This is a genomic window from Sphaerisporangium flaviroseum (assembly GCF_039537005.1).
Classification (GTDB): Bacteria; Actinomycetota; Actinomycetes; order Streptosporangiales; family Streptosporangiaceae; genus Sphaerisporangium; species Sphaerisporangium flaviroseum.
In genome coordinates this window covers 525377-541888 of record NZ_BAAAZR010000002.1, presented here as the reverse complement: position 1 = coordinate 541888, position 16512 = coordinate 525377, and the positions used below count along the sequence as shown (strand labels likewise).

Below are 16512 nucleotides of genomic sequence, written 5' to 3'. Positions count from 1 at the left end.
GACCCCCGCCCGGCGCACGAGTATTACCGAAAGATCGCACGCGGATCTCACCGATTTGACCAATGGAAAAGCCCCCGCCGCGGGAGGGGTGCGCGGCGGGGGCTTTTCTCTGGGAAGGGCGGTCTCTTCTATTCGGAAGCCTCGCCGGACCGCTCGAAGCGAGCGGCCGGGGCTCAGCGGCCGGAGCGGTGTCCGGTCAGCGTCCGACGTTGGCGGAGTGGCCGATGGCCAGACCGCTGTCGGTGTCGAAGAAGTGGAGGTTCTGGGTGTCCACCACGAGCTCGACGTTCTGGCCGGGACGGACGTGGCTGCGGGCGTTGACACGAGCGGTCCACAGCGACTTGTCGCCGATGAGCGGCAGCACCGCGGCCTCTTCGTCGTCACCGGTGTCCTGGGCGGCCACGGTGTCCTTGTGCTCGACCGGCGGGGCGTCGATGAGGAACAGGACGTTGATCTCGCTGCCCAGCTCCTCGGTGACCTCGGCGCGGGTCGGGATACGGGCCCAGCCGGTGGAGCTGCCGTTGGCGGCGGAGGCGTCCTCGAAGTCGGAAGGACGGATGCCGAGGATCAGCTTCTTGCCGAAGTACTGGTCGAGGCCCGGCTTCTCGGCGAAGGTGGACTCGGGGACCGGGAGCTTCATGCCCGCGAAGGCCACCGCCGCGCCGCCGTCGCTACGCACCAGCTCGGCGTTGACGAAGTTCATGGACGGGGAGCCCATGAATCCGGCGACGAACAGGTTGACCGGGGCGTCGAAGAGGTTCTGCGGGGTGTCCACCTGCTGGAGGATGCCGTCGCGGAGCACGCAGACCCGGTCGCCCAGGGTCATGGCCTCGACCTGGTCGTGCGTGACGTAGACGGTGGTGACGCCGAGGCGCTCGTGCATCTGGTTGAGCGAGGCGCGCATGGAGACGCGGAGCTTGGCGTCGAGGTTGGACAGCGGCTCGTCCATGAGGAAGGCCTGCGGCTCACGCACGATGGCGCGGCCCATGGCGACACGCTGGCGCTGGCCACCGGAGAGGGCGGCGGGCTTCCGCTTGAGGTACTGGTCGAGGCCGAGCATCTTGGCGGCCTCCTGAACACGCTTGGCGATCTCGGCCTTGGGCATCTTGCGCAGCTTGAGACCGAAGGCGAGGTTCTCCTCGACCGTCATGTGCGGGTAGAGCGCGTAGTTCTGGAAGACCATCGCGATGTCGCGGTCCTTGGGGGGCAGGTGGTTGACCACCCGCTCGCCGATGGCGATCTCGCCACCGCTGATGTCCTCCAGGCCGGCGATCATGCGGAGCGCGGTGGACTTACCACAACCCGACGGGCCGACGAGGACCATGAACTCGCCATCGTGGATGTCGAGGTCGAGGCCGTTCACGGCCTTCACGCCGCCGGCATAGATCTTGTCAACGTTACGCAGAACGATTGATGCCATGACAGTCCTTCGTGCGTCCGGGTGCCGCCAGATGTGGATACGTTTTCATGAATCTCATCTGAACCGGACATCTCTGTCAAGCCCTTCTGAAATATAGGCTCCTCACACTCTTCGGATGCCGTTCACGTATTGGCTCATCCATGGAAACCATGATGGAATCGATTCCATGAGGGTGAGCGGACAGCGCCGATCGACCATCAAGGATGTGGCCGAGGCGGCGGAGGTGGGCGTCGCGACCGTTTCGCGCGTGCTGTCGGGGACGGGATCGGCGAGCCCCGCGACGAGGGAGAAGGTCCTGGCCGCCGCCGCGCGGCTCGACTACCGCCCGAGCGCGCTCGGGCGGAACCTGCGCCGGCAGCGCACCGGCGGCATCGGTCTTCTGGTTCCCGACATCACGGACCCCTTCTACGGCCGGCTCACCGACGGCGTGCTGACCTGCGCGCAGTCCGCGGGCGAGCCGGTGATGATCGGCACCACCCGGGACGACCCGGAGCGGGAGGCCCAGCTGATCGGCTCGCTCATCGAGGAGAGCGTGGAACGGGTGATCGCGGTGCCGTCCGGCGACGGGGAGATGTGGGGGCCGGCCTTCCGCGCGGGGCTGAGCGTCGTCTTCGCCGAGCGGCCCGTGCAGGGCCGCGAGAACATCCCCACCGTGGTGGCCGACGACCGCACGGGGGTGCGCACGGCGGTCGAGTACCTCGCCGGGCTCGGGCACCGGCGCATCGCGTTCCTCTCACGGCACGGGCAGGCGCAGCGGGTGCGCGCCTTCAGGGAGGCGCTGGACGCGCTGGGCGTGCCGGTCGACGAGGAGCTGATCGTGCGGGCGCACTCCAGCCGCGACTCGGCCTACGCCGCCGCCTCGGGCCTCTTCCAGCACCGCCCCGACCTCACCGCCGTGCTGGCCGGGGGGAACATGCTCGGGGAGGCCGCCGTCCTCGCGGCCAAGGAGCTCGACTTCCGCGTGCCCCGCGACGTCTCACTGATCATGTTCGACGACGTGCCCTGGGCGGAGCTGTGCTACCCCCCGCTCACGGTGATCTCCCAGCCCGCCCAGGACATGGGCTACCGTGCCGCCGAACTGGTGCTGCGTGAGGGGCGCCGGTCGCGCACGGTCACGCTGCCCACCGAGCTGATCGTCAGGGGCAGTTGCGGGCCGCGGCGCTGACCGGCTCCTCGCCGGGCTAGCCGACCGCCTTCTCGATGGCCTCGACGACGGCCGGGTCCTCGGGGTCGGTACGCGAACGGAACCGCGCGACGACGTTGCCTTCCCTGTCGAGCAGGAACTTCTCGAAGTTCCACTGGACGTCGCCCGCGTTGCCCGAGGCGTCGGCGGACGACACCAGCGTGGCGTAGAGCGGGTGGCGGCCCTCCCCGTTGACGTCGGCCTTCTCCAGCAGCGGGAAGTCCACGCCATAGTTGGTGACGCAGAACTCCTCGATCTGCTCGGCCGACCCCGGCTCCTGTCCGCCGAACTGGTTGCAGGGCACGCCGACGACGGTGAACCCGCGGTCGCCGTACCGTTCCTGTAGCCGGACCAGGCCGGCGTACTGCGGGGTCAGGCCACACCTCGACGCCACGTTGACCACCAGGGTGGCCTTGTCGCCTGTGAGCTCTCCCAGCGTGGTGGGCACTTCGGCCAACGTACGCACCGGAATATTACGAACACTCATTGAACCACCCTAATCAGGCACTGACCTCCGGCGCGGCACGCCGGGTGTGATGTCGCATCGGTCCCGTATCCACGGGGGCTACCGTGCCAAACCTCAACCCTCCGGCATCTCTGGATCATGCGGCGATCATCGCGGACACGACGCGGGCCAACGGGCCCCCGCGAGACGGCAGAGATGTGCCGCTCCGATCGCAAACAACTGTCCCACGCGTGTCGCGAATCACTTGTCGCGGGGGGATCGGCTACTAGAAACCGCCGTAGAACACGTCGCGGCGCCTTCCGGGGACAGCAGTGTCCTCAACCGATTCCGGAACGGCCACGCGGACGTCCAGCGCCCCATCCATGGGCGCGGGACGAAGGCGGCCGCCGCGTGTGGCCGCCTTCCGCACGCGGCCCGATGAATAGGACCGAGTTGGACAGTAACCGCGCTTTTCGTGGCGCAGTCGCGGCCGTCATCGCCGCCGCCGTCCTCAACGGGACGGCGGAAGCGGCACACGCCCTCACAGGGTCCGATGCAACGGCCGACGCCATCACCGGCACAGCAGAACCAGGCGAAACCAGAACCGGCCCGGCCGACACGGCACGGGCGAACACGGACCCGACCAGGACGGCGACCGCCGCGACGGTCCCGGCCGAGGCATCCGGCCCCGCCATCGGCGCGCGGCCGGCGAGCACCACCACCCGGTTTCAGACCGGGCAGCCGATCTGGACCCGCGCGGGGCTGGCGGGGATGATCGGCGGGATCACCGGAGCGACCGGGGCGACGGTGATCCCGAAGATGGGAACGACGGCGAAGGCCGGGGTGACGAGCAAGGCGAAGGCGGCCGGAAAGGCCTCCTATCGGGTGCACCGCCGGGTGTGGAGGACCTCCGCACGTCCGCACGTGCGCGTATGGGCGGCACGGACGCCCAAGGGCAGGAACAAGGCGATCGCCTATCGCCTGGTCACCCGGCGGTCATGGCCGGTGACGCAGTTCCGCTGTCTCGACAGCCTGTGGACCAGGGAGAGCAACTGGAACCACCGGGCACAGAACCCCTCGTCAGGGGCCTACGGCATCCCGCAGGCACTGCCGGGGACGAAGATGGTCGGCGTCGGGCACGACTGGCGTGTCAACCCGGCGACCCAGATCCGATGGGGACTGAAGTACATCAAGGGGCGCTACGGCTCGCCCTGTGGCGCCTGGGGTCATTTCCAGTCGCACAACTGGTACTGAGTGCCGGACGGGGAGTGCCCAGGGGAAGGGCGCACTCCGGCGCCCGGGGGGATCACCCCCGGGCGCTTCCCTTCGGCTCCTTGGACTCCTGAAGCTGCACGGCCACCGCGCGGATCAGCATGTCGAGCCCGTACTCGAACGACTCCTCGTGGTCGCACACCCCGAGCAGCGGCGCCAGCGTGCCCACCTCGGGGAACAGCACGGGATCCACGTCTGTCAGGTGCACGTCGGAACGGTGCACCGGCGCGAAGGTGGGCGTCACGCCGACCTCGCGCAGGAGCGACCCGATGATGTAGGCGATGAAGGTGCGCAGGATCTGGACCGCGTCCTCGCCACCGAAACCGGCCTCGCGCAACGTGGCCAGGGCGCGCTCCACCGGGAACAGCCCGGCCGGCGACTTCAGCTGGCGGCTGACCACCACCATGGTGGAGCGGGGATAGTGGTGGGCGATCTGCCGGAAGGCGCGCGCCTGGATGCGCACCCGCTCCGTCCACTCCGCCGAGGGATCGTCGGTGAACGAGATCTGCGAGAGCACGGTCTCGGCGACCGCGTCGAGCAGCGCCGCCTTGTTCGGGATGTGGTTGTACAGCGACATGACCCCCACGCCGAGGTCGGCCGCGATCCGCCGCATGGAGATCGCGTCGGCGCCCTCCCTCTCGATCAGGTCGATGGCCGCTGTGACGATCCGTGCTCTCGTGAGAGGTGGCATGGGGCCATTGTCTCCCGTTCCATTGACGCACGTACAGCGTACGTGTCACTCTCGAAGGTACGTACGGTGTACGTCCCCTCTGGAGGCCTCTGTGTCGACCCACGAGCTGTACACGATCCCAGCCGAGCTCTCCACATGGGATGTGGAGATGGCCGGCTCCTCCCGGTTCACCTGGGAGTACGACGAGGGCCGCGACCGCATGCTCGCCCTGTACCAGAAGGGCAAGGACAAGCAGTGGGACTCGGTGAAGCGCATCGACTGGGGCCTCGAGGTGGATCCCTACGACGTGCTGGGCATTCCCGACCAGTCCATCGCGATCTACGACACTCCGTTGTGGCACAAGATGGACGAGAAGGCGCGTAAGGAGGTCAGGCGCCACGGCGCCGCCTGGCAGTTCTCGCAGTTCCTCCACGGAGAGCAGGGCGCGATGATCTGCTCCGCCCGCATCGTGGAGTCCGTGCCGGACCTGGACTCGAAGTTCTACGCGGCCACCCAGACGATGGACGAGGCCAGGCACGCCGAGACCTACGCCCGGTTCCTGCAGGAGAAGGTGGGCATCGCCTACCCGATCAACACGCACCTCAAGGCCCTGCTCGACGACACGCTCAGCGACTCGCGCTGGGACATGCCCTACCTCGGCATGCAGGTGCTCATCGAGGGCCTGGCCCTGGCGGCGTTCGGCGTGATGCGCGACATCACCACGAAGCCCCTGCCGAAGCAGATCCTCGCGTACGTCATGCAGGACGAGGCCAGGCACGTCGCCTTCGGCCGGATGGCCCTGCGCGACTACTACAAGCAGCTGTCGGAGGCCGAGCTGCGCGAGCGCGAGGACTTCGTGATCGAGGGCTGCTACCTCATGCGCGACCGCCTGCGGGGCGTCGAGCAGTGGGAGACCCAGGGCCTCTCGCCCGACGAGGTCAAGCAGGCGATGACGGCGGTCGACGAGTCGGAGTATCTCCAGCTCTTCCGCTCGCTGCTGTTCAGCCGGATCGTGCCGTGTGTGAAGGACATCGGCCTGTGGAGCGAGCGCCTGCAGAAGGCCTACGCCGACATGGGCGTGCTGGACATGGCCGGGCAGAACCTGGACGCGTTGATGAGGCAGGACGAGGACATCGCCGAGAAGCTCGACGCGGAGCGGTTCGCCGCCGAGCAGGCCGAGCGGGCGGAGGAGATCGCCAAGACCATCTCGCTCGGCGACCCCGCCTGAGACACCTTTCCGGCGCGGGCCGGCAGCAGTGGACACGGCCGCCGCGCGGCGCAGGTGAGCGCGGCGGCGTGGCTCAGGGCGCGGTCAGCACGCGGCGGTGTCGCTCAGGGCGCGGTGAGCACGGCGGCGGCGTGGCTCAGGGCGCGGTGAGCACGAACACCAGCGCGCCGGCGGCGACCGCCAGCACGCCCAGCCACGCCAGCAGGGCGTCCGCCCGGATGTCCAGCGGAAGGCCGTCCCGCAGCAGCCCCTCGACGTGCCGGTGCCGTACACCGCTCCTGGCGAGCAGGACGGCGCCGCACAGCGCGGCGAGCACGAACGGGAGCAGGACCGCCCCGCCCGCCGAATGCCGCCCGGCGAGCCCGGCACCGGCGAGCCCGGCGGCCGCGAGCGTGGCGGCGGTACGGGTCCAGGCCAGCAGGGTGCGCTCGAGGTGCAGGCCCGCCGGGGCCGGCCCTTCCCGCTCCGGCCCCGGGCTCATCTCCCGGCGATCAGGATCAGGACGAGCGCCAGCACGGCCACCCCCGCGACCCCGTAGCCGAACAGGGAGGCCACGGCGAGCCGCGGGAGGGGCGCCTTGCGCCGCAACGCCCGCTGCACGTGCCGCCAGCGGGGGTAGGCCATCGCCCCGGCCAGCACGGACAGCAGCACCAGGACGACCGCCAGCGCCGTGCGCAACCAGGGAACGAAGACGTCTCTGGGCACGGCCGCCATGGCGACGCCGCCCGCGCTGAGGGCGAGCGACGTGGTCAGCCAGGTGAGAAAGGTGCGCTCGTTGGCCAGCGTGAACCGGGGGTCCGGCTCCTCCCCCTCGATGTCCATGAAATCAGGCTAATTTATGCCTATTTCCCCTAGTGAAATAGGGTTGCGACCCCCTACCAGGGACAACACATGGTGTGATCTTGTCCAGGGCAGATCCAGGGCAGTACAGGGATGATCAAGGAATAGGCATGATCCCCTAGAGATGTCGGGTTTTAGGGTTTTATCAGGTGCATTCCTGGGCGATGGTCTTCACGGCCTGCGCGGTGTCGTTCGCGACCTTCTGGGTCGCGTCCACCGCCTCGTTGGCGTTGTTGACGTTGAGCCCCTTGAAGCTGTCCGCCAGCTTCTGCAGCGCTTCGTTGAGGGTGGTGTTGCCGGCGGTCTGGGCCACGTCCTCCAGCTTCGCGGCTCCGTCCTCGAGGGCCTTCTCCATCGCCTTGGGGTCGTCCGCCAGCTGAGTGATCTTGGCGCCGGTCTCGGTGATGACCTTGTTGGCTTCGATGCAGGCCTGGGCCTTGTCGACCGTGCTGCATCCCGTGGTGAGCAGGGTGAAGCCGAATGCGGCCGCTGCGGCCAGGGGGAGAAATCGCATGATAAAGACCCTATCCAACTTCCTTCACGACTGACCGTCCGAGAAATACGCGACCAGTTCGGGATCGAGCGGGGGCACGTCGAGCGGCACGGAGCCGTTGCGGAGGGACTCGGTGGCGAGCAACCCGGCGGCGACGCTGTCCCTGGCCGCCACCGGCGAGGTGTCGGTGGCCCCGCCCTCGCGGACGAAGCGGACGAACTCATCGACCAGTTCCTGATCGGCCCCGCCGTGGCTCCCCTCCCCCGCCACGACCGGCACGCTGAGATCTCCCTGGGGGTCGTAGGTCCGCCTGCCGGCGTTCCACACGCGGACGACGCTTCCCGTGGCGGTGTCGCCGAAGTTCTCGAGGCGCCCCTTGGTGCCGATGACGGTGTAGTTGCGCCAGTAGTCCGGCGTGTAGTGGCACTGCTGGTAGCTGGCGTAGACGCCGTTCTCCAGGCTCATGTGCATCATCGACAGGTCCTCGACGTCCACGACCGGGTTGAGGCCCTTCTGCGCCAGCGGGGGCCAGTTGCGCGCCGGGTCGTACCAGTCGTCCGGCAGGCCGGGCGTGCGGTCGGTGATCTGCCCGTACACCGTCAGCGCGCCCATCCCGGATACCCGTGTGGTGCGGGAGCCGGCCAGCCAGTGGATCACGTCGATGTCGTGGGCGCCCTTCTGCACCAGCAGCCCGCCGGTGTTGCGGCGGTCGGCGTGCCAGTCCTTGAAGTAGTAGTCGCCGCCGTCCCCGACGAAGTGGCGGCACCAGATCGCCTTCACCTCGCCGATGGCCCCCTCCGCGATCAGCCGCCGCATGGTCCGTACCACCGGCATGTGGCGCATGTTGTGGCCGACGTAGAGACGGGTGCGCTGCTCGCGCGCGGTGCGCAGGATCAGGTCGCAGTCGGCGACGGTGATCGCGAGCGGCTTCTCGACGAAGGTGGGCCTGCGCGCCTTCAGCGCCCGTACGGCCAAGCCGGCGTGGGTATGGTCGGGGGTGGCGATGATCACCGCGTCGACGTCGTCGTCCAGCAGCCCGTCGAAGGCGGTCGTCGTCCGCGCCTCGGGGCCGAACTCCCGGCGGGCCGCCGCGAGCGCGTCGTCACGCGGATCACAGACGGCGACGACCCGGCTGCCCCGTCCCGGACGATGCGCCTCCAGCGCCACCGACCGCCGCAGCCCGAAACCCGCGACCCCGATCCGCAGGTCCGGCCGCCCATTACCCGAAAGCCGTCCAATGCCCGAAGGCCGTCCATCCGTCTCCTGGCTCATGCTTCCCCTTGGCCATTTATGCCGCTTTGTCCATATGGGTAGGCACTTTAGGGCACGAACCGCCGGGACGCCCCGCCCCCGGCCACGGCGGCCGGACAACGGCCTGACGAAGGGTGATGTCGCCCTCGACTACGATTCACCCTCAAGGGGGGATCACTGTTGCATTGTGAAGATATGGTCTTCGACCCGGATATCGCTCCGCGGACGCCGGAAGGGTGCGAGGAGTGCCTCGCGGAGGGCCAGCGCTACGTCCACCTGCGTATATGTGTCGAGTGCGGGCATGTCGGGTGCTGCGACTCCTCGCCCGCCCGCCACGCGACCGAGCACTTCAAGCAGACCGGCCACCCGGTGATGCGGTCGTACGAGAACGGCGAGCGCTGGCTCTGGTGCTACGTCCACGAGGTCGTGGGGCACTCCAAGCCCGTGCGGTAGCCCGAGGGCACCGGCGGCTACTCGCGCGCCAGGGTCGCCTCCTCGTAGTCGAGCTCCATGGTGACCCTGCGCAGCACCTCGTCGTCGATACGGCGCTCGTCGCGCATCCGCACCAGAACGGAGCGCTCCGCCTCCAGCATGGCCCGGCGCAGCCGGCGGTACAGCGCGCTCGGCGTCTCCTCGCCATCGGGGCCGACACCACCCCCAAGGCGCTCCCACGCGCCCATCGCACGGCGCTCGGCGTTGGTGCGCAGCCGGTCGATCACCTCGGTGTGCGTCTCGATGACCCCCTCCTCGGTCAGCTCGTCGAGCCGGGCGAGCGCCGCGCTCGCCGCCGCCTGCTGCGCCGCCGCCTCGGAGAGGTTGTCCTTGTAGATCTCCACGTCGCTGGAGACGCCGAGCTTCCTGATCAGCCACGGGAACGACATCCCCTGCACCAGCAGCGTGCCGATGACCACCACGAAGGTCAGGAAGAGCAGCAGGTCGCGGTAGGGCAGGTCGACGGGGAGGGCGAAGGCCGCGGCCAGCGACACCACGCCTCGCATCCCCGCCCAGCCGATCACCGCGACGTGGGAGGCGAGCGGCTTCGCCTCGCGATTCCGGATCCCGCGGACCAGTATCCGGGGCAGGTAGACGCCGGGGATCAGCCAGACGAACCTGGCCACCACCACCGCCGTGAACACGGCGGCCGCGTAACCGGCGATCCGCCACGGATCCTGACCGCGCAGGCCTTCGAGGATGAGCGGGAGCTGGAGCCCGATCAGGAGGAAGACGATGATCTCGAGGAAGAAGTCGAGGACCTTCCACACCGAGTAGGACACGACCCGCGTGCCGTAGCTGGCGCGGTTCATCCGGTGGCCGAGGAAGACGCCCACCACCACGACCGAGAGCACTCCCGAGGCGTGCACCTCCCCCAAGTGCACCGCTTCCGCGGCGAGGTACGAGGCGAACGGGATCAGCAGCGAGATGGTGTTCGTGATCAGCGGATCCCTCAGCCGGTCGAGCAACCACCCGAACGCGTACGCCAGCACGACGCCGATGAGCAGCCCGCCGCCGGCGGCGAACGCGAACTGCCCGACCGCGCCGAACAGGCTGATGCCCTGGCCCACCGCGGCCGCCACCGCGACGCGGTAGGCCGTCAGCGCGGTGGCGTCGTTGAACAGGCTCTCGCCCACCAGGATGGTGATGATCTTCCGGGGGAGCCCCAGCCTGCGGGCCACCGCGACGGCCGCCACCGCGTCGGGCGGGGCGACGATGGCGCCGAGGGCGAACGCCACGGCCAGCGGAAGGCCGGGGATCATGAGGTGCACCAGCAGGCCCACCACGGCGGTGCTGAAGAGCACCAGCCCCACCGACAGCAGCCCCACGGGCCGCCGGAAGTCACGCAGGCGCAGGTAGGAGCTGTCCAGGGCCGCCGAGTACAGCAGCGGGGGCAGGAAGATGAGCAGGACCACCTCGGGGTCGAGCTCGTAGGTGGGCATGCCGGGGATGCGCGAGGCGATGAGCCCGGCGATCAGGCCGACGAGCACCAGCAGCAGCGGCGCGGGCCAGCCACGCCGCCGGGCGAAGGCCGCGACCGCCACCGCACCGGCGGGGAGTAAGACGAGCTGAAGCGCGGTCGTGATGTCCATCGATCAGAAGGATATGCCGGGCATGGAGGCGCGGTGGCACCTCCACGTGGCCCTCACCTTCCGTACGCCCGATATGGCCGGGCACCTGACCTGCCGGCGGTCACCAGTCGCGGCCGTTGTCGTGTGGGTAACGCGGCCCGCCGCCGTCGGGGTGCGGCCGGCCGTCGGGGTGGACGCGCTCCCCGGTGGTGTACATCGGATCATGGACGTACGGCCGCGAGAGCTGCGGATCGGTCGAGTCGCCCGAGGGCTGCGGCATGGAACCGAGCCCCAGCGGGTCGGAGGGATCCACGGCCGACTGGGCGGGCACCTGCGGCGACCACTCGTACCCGGGCGGCTCCCCCGGGGCGCCGTAGCCCGCCTGGCCGTACGGCAGGGAGTCGTTCACGATCATGTTCTCCCTCGGCACGGCCTCGTTGTGACCGCCCCCGTACCGGGACGCGCCGCCGTACTCCGGAAGCGGGGGGAAGTCGGGCGAGGACCCGTAGGCGGGCGGAGCCGAGTAGTCGAGGGGCGGGGTGGTGTAGTCGATCGGGGCGAAGGGATCGACCGGCCGTCCGTGGCCCGCCTGGGAGCCGAACTCGCCACCCGGCGCGTGGGCGTCCCTCGGGCCGTAGTCGTCCCGGGGAGCGAACTCGCTCGATGGACCGAACTCGCCGTTCGGCCCGGGGGCGCCGAACGGCGCGGAGGCGCCGCTCGCGGGCGCGAAGTCGGATCGGGAGCCGAACTCGCCCTGTGGCCCGAACTCCGCCGCGGAGCCGTACTCGGGCAGGGATCCGTGCCCGGGCCGGCCGTACTCGTTGGACGCGCCGTAGTCGGTCTGCGGCCCGAACTCGCCCTGCGGCCCGAACTGGCCACGGGGCGCGTACTCGTCGTGCGCACCGTAGTCGGCGCGCGGATGCTGCTCGGCGGGATCGCCGGTGAAGGAGAAGCCGCTGGGAGGCGTGTAGTCGGGGTTGACCCCGTGGTCGCTCGCGGCGGCGGCCTGCGGGCCGGTGGCGGGCAGTGGGGCGAAGGCCCGGTCGCCGGGGGGCGGAGAAGCCTGCTGGGGGACGCGCTGCTGGGCCAGGCCGAGCGCCTGTGCGGGCCGGGACCCCTGGTCCCCCGGGTAACCGGGCTGGGGCGCGAACTCGGACCGGGGCGCGAACTCGGATTGCGCCGCGTGGTCGGGCCGGGCGGGGAACTCGGGCGAGACGGGGAAGCCGGGCTGCGGGGCGAACTCGGACCGGGGCGCGAATTCGGGCGGTACCGAGTGGTCGGGCTGTGCCGGGTAGTCGGAAGGACCGAGGTGCTCGGCCTGGGGGACGCCCCGAGGGCCGTAGTCGTCCTGCGAGGCGTACTCGGCGGGGCGGGTGTGGGAGGCGACCAGCTTGTCGGGGGCCGCCGCGCCGCCGCGCGCCACGAGGACGTCCTTGGGGCCGAGGGTCACCGGCACCGCCTGCTCGCGCGGCCCTCCGCCGCGCCGCCCGCGGGGGACCTGCGCCTCGGGGTAGGGAAGGGCCTGGGTGTACTCGTCTTCCACGTCGTCGGGCACGCCGGCCGGGCGGGCGTACTGCCCCGTTCCGGGATACTCGGGGTACTCCGGCTGGTCGGCGTGCTCCGCCTCCTCGCCGTAGTCCTCCTCTTCCCCCTCGACGTACTCACCGCCGGCCTCTGTGTAGCCGTCGTCGAGGGTGTCCAGCAGGCGGCCGACGTCGTCCATCGGCATGCGAAAACTGGCGGTGCACATCTCGCCCCGCCACAGGCTGAGAACCAGCGTGCCGTCGTGCCAGGTGACCCGGAGAACACGCTCCTGGCCCCGGGCGTCGAAGAACACCTCACCGAACGATGGCAGTGGGACAACTTCCGACATGGCAGACATAGTGCTTTAACCAGCCTTTATTCGTCCACTCGACCTCAGAAAACCCTACCGAACCCTGAACATCGCCTCCATAGGCAGGCCCCATCGGTCACTCGCAGCCCACTGTCCCCACGATCGGGCAGGCGGCGGTAGATCGTCGTTGACCCCCGGGACCTGGCCACGCCAGTCTGCCACGCGAACCGCCGCGCGGGTTCCGGAATGCCGAGATGGACCCGGAACGCACCGCGAGTCGACTCCCGGCAAGGGGCGCGGCCACCCCCTGGAGGCCGGTAGCGTTGCATGTCGTGCTCGACGACTCCCTCAGCGCCACCGACGACGTCCTCGACGACACCGATGGCGCCGCGCGCCACAGCGACGACGTCTCCCCCGGTGACGACGCCCTCGCCGACGACGAGGAGCTGCTCGAAGAGGAGGATCTCCCGCCGGTCGAGCAGTTGCTGGCGGCCGCCGTGGCGGGAGTGGGCGGCACCGACAGACCCGGCCAGGTGACGATGACCCGGGCCGTCTCGTACGCCATCGAGAACGACGAGCACGTCGCCGTCCAGGCCGGCACCGGGACCGGCAAGTCCCTGGCCTATCTCGTGCCGGCGATCCGCCACGCGATCGAGTCGGACAGCGCCGTCGTGGTCTCCACCGCGACGATCGCCCTCCAGCGCCAGCTGGTCGACCGCGACCTGCCCCGGCTCGCCGAGGCGCTCGCCGACCACCTTCCCCACGAGCCACAGTTCGCCATCCTCAAGGGAAGGCGCAACTATCTGTGTCGCTACAAGGTGACGGCTGCCTGGCCCGATGACGAGGACGACCAGCTTTTCGACCCCCGCGAGGTGAGCGCCACCGGCCGCATGGTCCAGCGCCTCCAGGAGTGGGCCGAGCAGACCGAGACCGGCGACCGCGACGAGCTGGTCCCCGGGGTCAACGAGCAGGCCTGGCGGCAGTTCTCCGTCAGCGCCAAGGAGTGCCTGGGCGCCCAGCGGTGCCCGAGCGGCTCCGAATGCTTCGCCGAGCAGGCCAGGGAGCGCGCCGGCCAGGTCGACGTGGTCGTCACCAACCACGCGCTGCTCGCGATCGACGCCATGGAGGAGTTCGCGGTCCTGCCCGATCACGACGTCGTCGTGGTCGACGAGGCCCACGAGCTGGTCGACCGGGTCACCAGCGTGGTCACCGACGAGCTTTCCGAGGTGGCCGTCGCGACGGCCGTACGCCGCGTCGGGCGGCTCATCGAACAGGGCGTGGCCGACCGCCTCCAGGAGGCGGGCGAGGACCTGAAGGCCCTGCTCGCCGCCGCGCCCCCCGGCCGCCTCGACCAGCTCCCGCAGGTCCTCGGGGTGACGCTCTCGGTCCTGCGTGACGCCGCCTTCGCCTGTATCACGGCGATGGGGCCGCGCGGCGGCGACATGTGGGGCGGCCGCGCGGGCGAGGATCCCGAGCAGGCCGGGCAGCGCAAGGCCGCGTACACCGCGCTCGACGAGGTCCACGACACCGCCGTGCGCATCCTCGAGGCCTTCGGGGGCGACTCCGAGGTCGACCGGGCCGAGGTCGTGTGGCTCGAGGGGGCCACCGACCGCCGTCCCGCCCTGCTGAAGGTCGCGCCTTTGAGCGTGGGCGGCATGCTCCGCGACAAGCTGTTCGCCGACCGCACCGTCATCCTCACCAGCGCCACCCTCGCGCTCGGCGGCACCTTCGAGGGCATGGCCCGCCAATGGGGCCTCGGCCCGGCCCGCCCGCCCCACCAGGCCCCGCCCGCTTCCGGCCAGGAGACCCCCGATCAGAACACGCCCGGCGACGGCCCCTCGCCATCGGCGGAGGGGGCCGGCGACACCCATAAGGGACCCGGCCCGAAGTCCGAGCAGAAGCGCAAGGACTGGACCGGCATCGACGTCGGCTCGCCCTTCGACCACGCACGCGCGGGCATCCTCTACGTAGCCAAGCACCTTCCCCAGCCGGGGCGCGACGGCCTTCCCAAGGAGTACATCGACGAGATCGCCGAGCTGATCGAGGCCGCCGGCGGCCGCACACTCGGCCTGTTCTCGTCCATGCGCGCCGCGAAGGCCGCCACCGAGGCACTTCGCGAGCGCATCCAGACGCCGCTGCTGTGCCAGGGCGACGACTCCACTTCGCTGCTGGTCAAGCAGTTCGCCGAGGATCCGTCCACCTGCCTGTTCGGCACTCTGTCGCTCTGGCAGGGCGTCGACGTCCCCGGCCCGTCCCTCAGCCTGGTGATCATCGACCGCATCCCGTTCCCCCGGCCCGACGACCCGCTGGCCTCCGCCCGGCAGCGGCACGTCGCCGCCAAGGGCGGCAACGGGTTCATGGCCGTCGCCGCCACCCACGCCGCGCTCCTGCTGGCGCAGGGGGCCGGAAGGCTGCTGCGCGGCCAGAACGACAAGGGCGTGGTGGCGGTCCTCGACCCCCGGCTCGCGACCGCCCGCTACGCCGGCTTCCTGCGCGCCTCGCTCCCCCCGTTCTGGGCGACCAGCGATCCGCAGAAGGTGCGCGCCGCGCTCCGCCGCCTCACCGCCACGCCCTGAACACGCCCGCCGTGGCCGGGCGGCGCCAGGTCTAGGTGTACGGCTCCAGGTGGGGACGTTTGGGATCGAGGGCGTCGCCCGAGGAGGTCCCCCGCAGCCGGCGTCCGACCCAGGGGAGCAGGTGCTCGCGCAGCCACAGCCGGTCCTCGCGGAGCTTCGCCCGCCGGTCGACCCGCTCGCGGGGCGGCCAGGCATGACGCCAGTCGTCGGTGGAGGGCACGCCGAGGACCTCGCACACCTTCGCGGCGACCAGCCGGTGCCCCTCGGCGTTCATGTGGAGCCGGTCCTCGCTCCACGCCCGCCAGTCACGGATCGACTGCATGGACCACTGGTCGACCACGTGGCACCCGTACAGGTCGGCGATGGACCGGATGTGCAGGAAGAACACGGCGAACCGGCCGCGGACCTGGCGCATCAGCGGCGTGTCCCGCGGATCGACGCCGGTGAACAGCACGACGTCGGCGCCGGTGCCCCGCAGGTCCCGTACGGCTCGGGCGAGCGTCTTGGCCATGCGGTCGGGGTCGCTGCCGGGCCGTATCAGGTCGTTGCCCCCGGCGCAGAAGCTGACCAGGTCGGGCTTGAGCGCGATCGCCTGGGGAACCTGATGCTCCACGATCTGGTCGAGCAGCTTGCCGCGCACCGCGAGGTTGGCGTACCGGAACTCCGGCTCCAGAGTGGCGAGCCGCTCGGCCACCCGGTCGGCCCAGCCCCGGAAGCGCCCGTTCTCGCCCGGGTCGTTGAGCCCTTCGGTGAAGCTGTCGCCGATCGCGACATAAGAGGTGTAGCTCTTCACCGCCCGTCCTCCGCGATGGCGCGCAGCGCGAGCTCGTACGACCGGAGGCCGAAGCCCGCGATCGTGCCCGAGGCGACGGAGGCGACCACCGAGGTGTGCCGGAACTCCTCGCGCGACGCGGGATTGGAGATGTGCACCTCGATCAGGGGCGCCGTGCGCTGGGCGATCGCGTCGCGCAGCGCGTAGGAGTAATGGGTGAAGGCCGCCGGGTTCAGCACCACGGGGATCGCCCCGTCGGCGGCCTCGTGGATCCACGACACCAGCTCGGCCTCGTCGTCGGTCTGCCGCACGTCGACGGTGAGGCCGAGCTCCCTGCCGGTCTGGCGGCACAGGGAGGCGAGGTCGTCGAAGGTCTCCGCGCCGTACACATCGGGCTCGCGCGTGCCGAGCCGCGAGAGGTTCGGGCCGTTGAACACGAACACTGTCCTCATCGCGCCCTCACCA

General features: G+C 70.3%; 16 protein-coding genes. 5 read left to right on the top strand and 11 right to left on the bottom strand.

Annotated elements, in window-relative coordinates; all coding sequences use genetic code 11:
• Nucleotides 1-196: 196 nt before the first annotated feature.
• Complete coding sequence (locus ABD810_RS08690) at nucleotides 197-1420, bottom strand: ABC transporter ATP-binding protein (protein WP_344936545.1); 1224 nt, start codon at nucleotides 1418-1420, stop codon at nucleotides 197-199.
• Nucleotides 1421-1586: 166 nt separating this feature from the next.
• Between ABD810_RS08690 and ABD810_RS08685 the strand changes: the two genes are divergently transcribed.
• A complete protein-coding gene (locus ABD810_RS08685; RefSeq protein WP_344936542.1) occupies nucleotides 1587-2585 on the top strand; it encodes a LacI family DNA-binding transcriptional regulator in 999 nt (332 codons plus the stop codon).
• Between the two features lie 16 nt (nucleotides 2586-2601).
• Here the strand turns inward: ABD810_RS08685 and ABD810_RS08680 are convergent, their stop codons facing one another.
• Nucleotides 2602-3090 carry a glutathione peroxidase gene (locus ABD810_RS08680; RefSeq protein ID WP_344936539.1) on the bottom strand — a complete coding sequence of 163 codons (489 nt, stop codon included), beginning with the start codon at nucleotides 3088-3090 and terminating at the stop codon, nucleotides 2602-2604.
• Between the two features lie 411 nt (nucleotides 3091-3501).
• Between ABD810_RS08680 and ABD810_RS08675 the strand changes: the two genes are divergently transcribed.
• Nucleotides 3502-4302, top strand: coding sequence for an aggregation-promoting factor C-terminal-like domain-containing protein (locus ABD810_RS08675; RefSeq protein ID WP_344936537.1), 801 nt, complete (start codon nucleotides 3502-3504; stop codon nucleotides 4300-4302).
• Between the two features lie 52 nt (nucleotides 4303-4354).
• On the opposite strand, the gene ABD810_RS08670 is transcribed toward ABD810_RS08675, so the two are convergent.
• On the bottom strand, nucleotides 4355-5011 hold the full coding sequence (locus tag ABD810_RS08670; RefSeq protein ID WP_344936535.1) for a TetR/AcrR family transcriptional regulator C-terminal domain-containing protein: 657 nt from the start codon (nucleotides 5009-5011) through the stop codon (nucleotides 4355-4357).
• Nucleotides 5012-5102: 91 nt separating this feature from the next.
• Between ABD810_RS08670 and ABD810_RS08665 the strand changes: the two genes are divergently transcribed.
• Nucleotides 5103-6218, top strand: coding sequence for a ferritin-like domain-containing protein (locus ABD810_RS08665; RefSeq protein WP_344936533.1), 1116 nt, complete (start codon nucleotides 5103-5105; stop codon nucleotides 6216-6218).
• Nucleotides 6219-6354: 136 nt separating this feature from the next.
• On the opposite strand, the gene ABD810_RS08660 is transcribed toward ABD810_RS08665, so the two are convergent.
• The 4 genes from ABD810_RS08660 to ABD810_RS08645 form a co-directional block, all read right to left on the bottom strand.
• Nucleotides 6355-6699 carry a DUF202 domain-containing protein gene (locus ABD810_RS08660; protein WP_344936531.1) on the bottom strand — a complete coding sequence of 115 codons (345 nt, stop codon included), beginning with the start codon at nucleotides 6697-6699 and terminating at the stop codon, nucleotides 6355-6357.
• Nucleotides 6696-7040, bottom strand: coding sequence for a YidH family protein (locus tag ABD810_RS08655; protein WP_344936529.1), 345 nt, complete (start codon nucleotides 7038-7040; stop codon nucleotides 6696-6698). Before ABD810_RS08655 ends, ABD810_RS08660 begins: the two co-directional genes overlap by 4 nt.
• A gap of 163 nt (nucleotides 7041-7203) precedes the next feature.
• Nucleotides 7204-7572: a hypothetical protein gene (locus ABD810_RS08650; protein ID WP_344936527.1), complete on the bottom strand. Its 369-nt coding sequence runs from the start codon at nucleotides 7570-7572 to the stop codon at nucleotides 7204-7206.
• Nucleotides 7573-7596: 24 nt separating this feature from the next.
• The gene (locus tag ABD810_RS08645; RefSeq protein WP_344936525.1) at nucleotides 7597-8823 is read right to left on the bottom strand and encodes a Gfo/Idh/MocA family protein; all 1227 of its coding nucleotides are present in this window, start codon (nucleotides 8821-8823) and stop codon (nucleotides 7597-7599) included.
• Between the two features lie 159 nt (nucleotides 8824-8982).
• Between ABD810_RS08645 and ABD810_RS08640 the strand changes: the two genes are divergently transcribed.
• Nucleotides 8983-9255 carry a UBP-type zinc finger domain-containing protein gene (locus tag ABD810_RS08640; protein ID WP_344936522.1) on the top strand — a complete coding sequence of 91 codons (273 nt, stop codon included), beginning with the start codon at nucleotides 8983-8985 and terminating at the stop codon, nucleotides 9253-9255.
• Between the two features lie 17 nt (nucleotides 9256-9272).
• Here ABD810_RS08640 and ABD810_RS08635 read toward each other — a convergent pair whose 3' ends face one another.
• Together ABD810_RS08635 and ABD810_RS08630 are read right to left on the bottom strand one after the other, a co-directional pair.
• Entirely contained in the window at nucleotides 9273-10886 is a 1614-nt protein-coding gene (locus ABD810_RS08635; protein WP_344936520.1) for a Na+/H+ antiporter, read from the bottom strand.
• Nucleotides 10887-10986: 100 nt separating this feature from the next.
• Entirely contained in the window at nucleotides 10987-12738 is a 1752-nt protein-coding gene (locus ABD810_RS08630; RefSeq protein WP_344936518.1) for a hypothetical protein, read from the bottom strand.
• A gap of 407 nt (nucleotides 12739-13145) precedes the next feature.
• Here ABD810_RS08630 and ABD810_RS08625 point away from each other — a divergent pair, with 407 nt between their 5' ends.
• A complete protein-coding gene (locus ABD810_RS08625) occupies nucleotides 13146-15275 on the top strand; it encodes an ATP-dependent DNA helicase (RefSeq protein WP_344937564.1) in 2130 nt (709 codons plus the stop codon).
• A gap of 31 nt (nucleotides 15276-15306) precedes the next feature.
• On the opposite strand, the gene ABD810_RS08620 is transcribed toward ABD810_RS08625, so the two are convergent.
• Complete coding sequence (locus ABD810_RS08620; protein ID WP_344936515.1) at nucleotides 15307-16068, bottom strand: SGNH/GDSL hydrolase family protein; 762 nt, start codon at nucleotides 16066-16068, stop codon at nucleotides 15307-15309.
• Nucleotides 16065-16499, bottom strand: a complete 435-nt coding sequence (gene aroQ / locus ABD810_RS08615) for a type II 3-dehydroquinate dehydratase (protein ID WP_344936513.1) — start codon at nucleotides 16497-16499, stop codon at nucleotides 16065-16067. The genes ABD810_RS08620 and aroQ overlap by 4 nt, the downstream gene beginning before the upstream one ends.
• Nucleotides 16500-16512 lie beyond the last annotated feature (13 nt).

Coding starts and splice junctions, on each gene's coding strand:
- ABD810_RS08690 (WP_344936545.1), bottom strand. CDS start 1,420: ATGGCATCAATCGTTCTGCGTAACGTTGACAAGATCTATGCCGGCGGC.
- ABD810_RS08685 (WP_344936542.1), top strand. CDS start 1,587: ATGAGGGTGAGCGGACAGCGCCGATCGACCATCAAGGATGTGGCCGAG.
- ABD810_RS08680 (WP_344936539.1), bottom strand. CDS start 3,090: ATGAGTGTTCGTAATATTCCGGTGCGTACGTTGGCCGAAGTGCCCACC.
- ABD810_RS08670 (WP_344936535.1), bottom strand. CDS start 5,011: ATGCCACCTCTCACGAGAGCACGGATCGTCACAGCGGCCATCGACCTG.
- ABD810_RS08660 (WP_344936531.1), bottom strand. CDS start 6,699: ATGAGCCCGGGGCCGGAGCGGGAAGGGCCGGCCCCGGCGGGCCTGCAC.
- ABD810_RS08655 (WP_344936529.1), bottom strand. CDS start 7,040: ATGGACATCGAGGGGGAGGAGCCGGACCCCCGGTTCACGCTGGCCAAC.
- ABD810_RS08650 (WP_344936527.1), bottom strand. CDS start 7,572: ATGCGATTTCTCCCCCTGGCCGCAGCGGCCGCATTCGGCTTCACCCTG.
- ABD810_RS08645 (WP_344936525.1), bottom strand. CDS start 8,823: ATGAGCCAGGAGACGGATGGACGGCCTTCGGGCATTGGACGGCTTTCG.
- ABD810_RS08635 (WP_344936520.1), bottom strand. CDS start 10,886: ATGGACATCACGACCGCGCTTCAGCTCGTCTTACTCCCCGCCGGTGCG.
- ABD810_RS08630 (WP_344936518.1), bottom strand. CDS start 12,738: ATGTCGGAAGTTGTCCCACTGCCATCGTTCGGTGAGGTGTTCTTCGAC.
- aroQ (WP_344936513.1), bottom strand. CDS start 16,499: ATGAGGACAGTGTTCGTGTTCAACGGCCCGAACCTCTCGCGGCTCGGC.